Below are 5,197 nucleotides of genomic sequence, written 5' to 3' on the forward strand. Positions count from 1 at the left end.
GCCAGGGCCGCAAGGCCGGCGTGACGTCATTGCTCGGCGTGGTGGCGGGGTTCTTTGTGCACCTGTTTGCTGCGGCAGCGGGGTTGACCGCGGTGTTTCTCGCGGTGCCGATGGCCTATGAAGTGTTGAAGTGGGCCGGCGCCCTGTACCTGTTGTGGCTGGCCTGGCAAGCGGTGAAACCCGGTGCGCGTTCGCCGTTCGAGGCGCAGCAGTTACCAGCGGACTCGTCGCGCAAATTGATCACCATGGGCTTTCTCACCAGTGCGCTGAATCCGAAAATCGCCGTGTTTTATCTGTCGGTATTTCCGCAGTTCATCACCCCTGAACACGGCTCGGTGTTCACCCAGAGTATCGTTCTTGGCCTGACCCAGATCAGCGTCAGTTTCACCGTCAATCTGTTGATCGCGCTGTTCGCGGCAGGCATTGCGTCGTGGTTTGTGCGCAACCCGACGTGGCTGGCGCTGCAGCGTTACTTCATGGGCCTGGTGCTCGGTGGGCTGGCCGTGCGCCTGATGCTTGAACAACGCAGGACGGCTTGAACATGTGGATCGAACGGCTGGATGCCAGTCATGCCCTGGCGTACCGGGAACTGATGCTTGAGGCCTACGACCGCCATCCGCAGGCGTTCACCTCCAGCGTGCGCGAGCGGGCGACCATGCCGTTGAGCTGGTGGGAAGCGCGTCTGACCAGCAAGCTCGATGCAGTGCTTGGCGCCTTCGAGGGCGGCACGTTGGCCGGTATCGTCGGTCTCGCCTTCGAACCACGGGAGAAGGCCCGGCACAAGGCAACGCTGTTCGGCATGTATGTATCAGCGGATTTTCGTCGGCACGGTCTGGGCCATGAACTGGTGCAAGCGGCGCTGACCGAAGCACACAGCCACCCCGCGCTGAAACTCATCCAGCTCACCGTCACCGCTGGCAACGATGCTGCGTTCAATCTGTATCAGCGTTGCGGCTTTATCCAGTTCGGCCTCGAACCGCTCGCGGTGCGCGTAGGCGAAGACTACTTCGACAAGATCCACATGTGGCGTGAACTCCTCCCTACGGCCTGGACGCGGTGATTGTGGCGAGGGAGGGTTGTTGTCCGGGAAAAATCCGGCGTTTGAACCTGCCCCTTCCAGATCTTTCAGCGAACAGCGCTGACGCCGTCGAGGGTCGAGAACGAGGTGTCCTTGGCCGTCAGGAGGAAATCGCGCATGTACGGAGCGTCGAGCATGTCCGCGCGAATCGCCGCGTACAGCGTGGCAAACAGGCCTTTCTCGCCCAGGCGCTTGCCCTTCACGTAACCGCGCGAGCTGTATTCATGCAACGCCCAGTGCGGCATGCCGCAGACGCCGCGGCCGCTGGCGACCAGTTGCATCATCATGACCGTCAGTTCCGAGGTGCGTACCTGCGCAGGCTCTATGTCGGCCGGTTCGAGGAAGCGGGTGAAGATGTCCAGACGATCGCGTTCCACCGGGTAGGTGATCAGGGTTTCTGTCAGCAAGTCTTCCGCAACGATATACGGCTTGCTTGCCAGAGGATGCTGGTTGGCAACCGCGAGCATGGCTTCGTACGTGAACAGCGGCACGTACGTGATGCCGGCAATGTCCAGCGGGTCGGAGGTCACTACCAGGTCCAGATCACCACGGGCCAGCGCCGGCAGGGGGGCGAACGAGAAACCCGAGGCCAGGTCGAGTTCGACCTCCGGCCACGCATCGCGGAACTGGTCGATGGTCGGCATCAGCCACTGGAAACAGCTGTGGCATTCGATGGCCATGTGCAGGCGTCCGGCGGTGCCACCGGCGAGGCGGCCGATGTCACGCTCGGCGGCACGCAGCAGCGGCAGTGTGGCGTCGGCCAGTTGCAACAGGCGCAGACCGGCGCTGGTGAACCGCACCGGTTTGGTCTTGCGCACGAACAGCGCCATGCCCATGCGCTCTTCCAGTTCCTTGAACTGGTGAGACAACGCCGATTGGGTCAGGTGCAGGCGATCGGCGGCATCCACCAGGCTGTCGGCTTCGCGCAGGGCGTGCAGGGTTTTCAGGTGGCGGATTTCAAGCACCGGCTGGCTCCATGAGGAAAACTTGTGACAATTGCGAAAGCGTTGAGTTTGTCTCATGTTGGCCGGGCTGTCGATATTCGTAGCGTTTTTTACCCTGGCCCGCGTCGATGAAGGCGCGGGCTTTTGCGGATTCAGCTCACCTGCTCGAAATGCACCAGCACGACCGACCGCCCGCCAATGTCCGCGTACGGCAGTCGGCGTTGTCGGCGAGGGTGAGGAAACGCTGCTCGGGCAGTTTCAGATGGGTTTTCTCGACGGCGCGGAATGCCGGTTGCGCCGGCTCGTGGCGGTACATGGTTTTCGCCGCAGGCGTGGCGCCGACCGCTCGGCACTCTTCATCAAACTGTCATCGAACTGTGGCAGCGCGCTTGAACAAACTTCATCAGACTCGCGCTCTACTGGGGTTCTGCGTTTCGGTGTTTTTCATGTTCAAGGGATTTTTATCAATCGCGGCCGTATTGGCTGCGCTGTTGTTCGGCCTGCCGGCTGCGGCGGCCTCGCGATGCGACGTCAACGTGCCTACCGAACGGGTCGATCTGCCACAGGTCAGCCTTGCTTACCAAAGCATCGGCCGTGCTCAGGATCCGGCCCTGTTGCTGGTCATGGGCCTGGGCGGGCAGTTGATCCACTGGCCCGACGAAGTGGTGGTGGCGCTGTGTCAGCAAGGCTTTCGGGTGATTCGCTATGACAACCGCGATGTCGGCCTGTCGACCTGGCGCCAGGCACCGGCCGAGGCCAACCTGACGTTCGAGGTGTTGCGCTACAAGCTCGGCTTGCCCGTGTCGGCGCCGTACTCGCTGACCGACATGGCCGACGATGCACTGGGCCTGATGGACGCGCTGCACATTGACCAGTTCCACGTACTGGGCGCGAGCATGGGCGGGATGATCGCCCAGCATCTGGCGGCGATGGCGCCGCAACGGGTGGAAAGCCTGACCTTGATCATGACCAGTTCCGGCGCCGAGGGCTTGCCGGCGCCGAGCGCGGCACTGGTGCAATTGCTGGCCCGTCGCGGCGCGCCGAATCGTGAGGTGGCACTGGAGCAGCAGGCCGATTTACTGGCGGCGCTGGGCAGTCCGTCGGTCACGGATGATCGGCAGATGTTGCTGCATCAAGCCGCGGTGGCTTATGACCGGGCGTTCAATCCGGAAGGCGTGAAACGCCAGATCATGGCCATTCTTGCGGAGCCGAGCCGGGTGGCATTGCTCAATCAATTGCGCGTGCCAACGCTGGTGGTGCACGGTACGGCCGATCCGTTGCTGCCGGTGATGCACGGCGTGCATCTGGCGGCGCATATTCGCGGCAGTCAGTTGAAGCTGATTCCAGGGCTGGCCCATCGTTTCCAGGAGGCGTTCAAGGCGCCGTTGCTGGCGGCGGTGTTGCCCTATTTGCAGCAGCATCGAGAAGATACCTCGCATTGGGCGCAGATCGAGCCGGTGGCGGCGGGGAATCTGCTTTGACTCAAGGGCACCATCGCGGCAAGCCCGCGCCCACACCTATTGGGTGAATCCTGTGGCAGCCGGCTTGCCGGCGAGGGGGCCATCACTGTCACCGCAGCGCCGGGCAGGTGTATCGTGCAAACTTTTCCGCACGATTTCCGCCTGCGAGGTGTGTGATGAGTTCCGCTTTGAAAATCGATTTTGTCAGCGACGTCTCCTGCCCGTGGTGCGTCGTCGGCCTTTACGGCTTGCTGCAGGCGCTGCAAATCCTGCGCGACGAAGTGCAGGCCGAGATTCATTTTCAGCCGTTCGAACTGAACCCGAAGATGGGCCCCGAGGGGCAGAACATCACCGAGCACATCGGTGAAAAATACGGCTCGACCCCGGAGCAGTCGCAGAAGAACCGCGAAGCGATTCGGGCCCGTGGTGCCGACGTCGGATTCGCCTTTCGCACCGATGGCAACAGCCGCATCTATAACACCTTCGATGCCCACCGGTTGCTGCACTGGGCGGGACTGGAGGGTAAGCAATTGTCGCTGAAGGAGGCGTTGTTCAAGGCGTACTTCACCGATGGCGGCAACCCGTCCGATCACGCGCAATTGACGCACATTGCCGAAGACGCGGGGCTCGACCGGCGGCGGGCAGCGGCGATTCTGGCGTCCGACGAATTTGCCGACGAGGTGCGCGCAGAAGAGCAACTCTGGCTGCAACGCGGCGTGAACTCAGTACCGACCGTGGTCTTCAACGGTCAGTACGCCGTCACGGGCGGGCAGCCGGTGGACACCTTCGTCGGGGCTATCCGGCAGATCATGAGTGAAGCCCGGGGCGGCACGGTCAACTGAGCGCGGCGGGGTCACCGCACGATCTTGTCGACGTGGATCCCGAGTTTCTTCAGGCGATACCAGAAGCTGCGTTCGGAGATGCCGATCAACTGCGCAGCGGCAGCCTGTACCCCGTTGCTCTGGTGCAGGGCGGCGAGGATGCAGGTTTTCTCGACCTCGGCCAGCGCCGCGTCGAGATCCGCCGGCACACCGTTGATTTCGTTCAGCGGGCCGCTGCTGTCCGAGGCATGCGCGGCGAACAGATACGCCGGCAGATCCTGTTCCTCGATGATGTTGGCCGATGCGACGATGGTCGCGCGCTCGACGCAGTTCTGCAGTTCGCGAATGTTGCCCGGCCACGAGTAGCGCGTCATCGCCTGCAAGGCCGGCGCGCTGAAGCCGCTGATGCGTTTACCGGCCTCGGCGCCCAGCGTATGGGCGAAATGTCGGGCGAGCGGAGCGATGTCTTCGACCCGTTCACGCAAGGCCGGCAGTGGGATCGGGAATACGTTGAGGCGGTAGTAAAGATCCTCGCGAAACTCCTTGTTGGCCACCGCTGCGAGCAGGTCCTTGTTGGTGGCGGCGATCACCCGCACATCGACTTTGCGCTCCTTGGTATCGCCCACCGGTTCGATCACCCGTTCTTGCAGGGCGCGGAGGATTTTTGCCTGCAACGCCAGCGGCATTTCGCCGATTTCATCAAGAAACAACGTGCCTTTGTCGGCTTGCTGAAAGCGCCCGATGCGGTCGGCCACGGCGCCCGTGAACGCGCCTTTGCGATGGCCGAACATTTCACTTTCCAGCAGCCCTTCGGGGATCGCCGCGCAGTTCACCGCGACAAACGGTTTGTCGGCGCGATTGCCATGCTTGTGGATGGCCCGGGCGACCATCTCC

At 62.7% G+C, this 5,197-nt stretch carries 7 protein-coding genes; 4 read left to right on the forward strand and 3 right to left on the reverse strand.

The annotated features are described in order from the left end of the window. Together DBR24_RS23025 and DBR24_RS23030 are read left to right on the forward strand one after the other, a co-directional pair. Positions 1–539, forward strand: a 539-nt coding sequence (locus tag DBR24_RS23025; RefSeq protein WP_146189105.1) for a LysE family translocator, incomplete at its 5' end; no start/stop codon positions are given. Between the two features lie 2 nt (positions 540–541). Then, complete coding sequence (locus DBR24_RS23030) at positions 542–1,060, forward strand: GNAT family N-acetyltransferase (RefSeq protein ID WP_128615899.1); 519 nt, start codon at positions 542–544, stop codon at positions 1,058–1,060. 65 nt (positions 1,061–1,125) lie between these two features. Here the strand turns inward: DBR24_RS23030 and metR are convergent, their stop codons facing one another. Together metR and DBR24_RS30950 are read right to left on the reverse strand one after the other, a co-directional pair. After that, positions 1,126–2,043: a transcriptional regulator MetR gene (gene metR / locus DBR24_RS23035; protein ID WP_128615900.1), complete on the reverse strand. Its 918-nt coding sequence runs from the start codon at positions 2,041–2,043 to the stop codon at positions 1,126–1,128. A gap of 136 nt (positions 2,044–2,179) precedes the next feature. Beyond that, a complete protein-coding gene (locus DBR24_RS30950) occupies positions 2,180–2,338 on the reverse strand; it encodes a hypothetical protein (RefSeq protein ID WP_158277048.1) in 159 nt (52 codons plus the stop codon). A gap of 130 nt (positions 2,339–2,468) precedes the next feature. On the opposite strand from DBR24_RS30950, the gene DBR24_RS23040 reads away from it, so the two are divergent. Both DBR24_RS23040 and DBR24_RS23045 read left to right on the forward strand, forming a co-directional pair. Then, positions 2,469–3,503 (forward strand): alpha/beta fold hydrolase, encoded by a 1,035-nt coding sequence (locus tag DBR24_RS23040; protein ID WP_123466166.1) that lies wholly within the window; start codon positions 2,469–2,471, stop codon positions 3,501–3,503. A 155-nt stretch (positions 3,504–3,658) separates the two neighbouring features. Continuing rightward, the gene (locus DBR24_RS23045; RefSeq protein WP_128615901.1) at positions 3,659–4,324 is read left to right on the forward strand and encodes a DsbA family oxidoreductase; all 666 of its coding nucleotides are present in this window, start codon (positions 3,659–3,661) and stop codon (positions 4,322–4,324) included. Between the two features lie 11 nt (positions 4,325–4,335). Here the strand turns inward: DBR24_RS23045 and DBR24_RS33380 are convergent. After that, positions 4,336–5,197, reverse strand: an 862-nt coding sequence (locus DBR24_RS33380; RefSeq protein ID WP_256591755.1) for a sigma-54-dependent Fis family transcriptional regulator, incomplete at its 5' end; no start/stop codon positions are given.

This window comes from Pseudomonas sp. HMWF006 (genome assembly GCF_003061205.1).
Lineage (GTDB): Bacteria > Pseudomonadota > Gammaproteobacteria > Pseudomonadales > Pseudomonadaceae > Aquipseudomonas > Aquipseudomonas monsensis.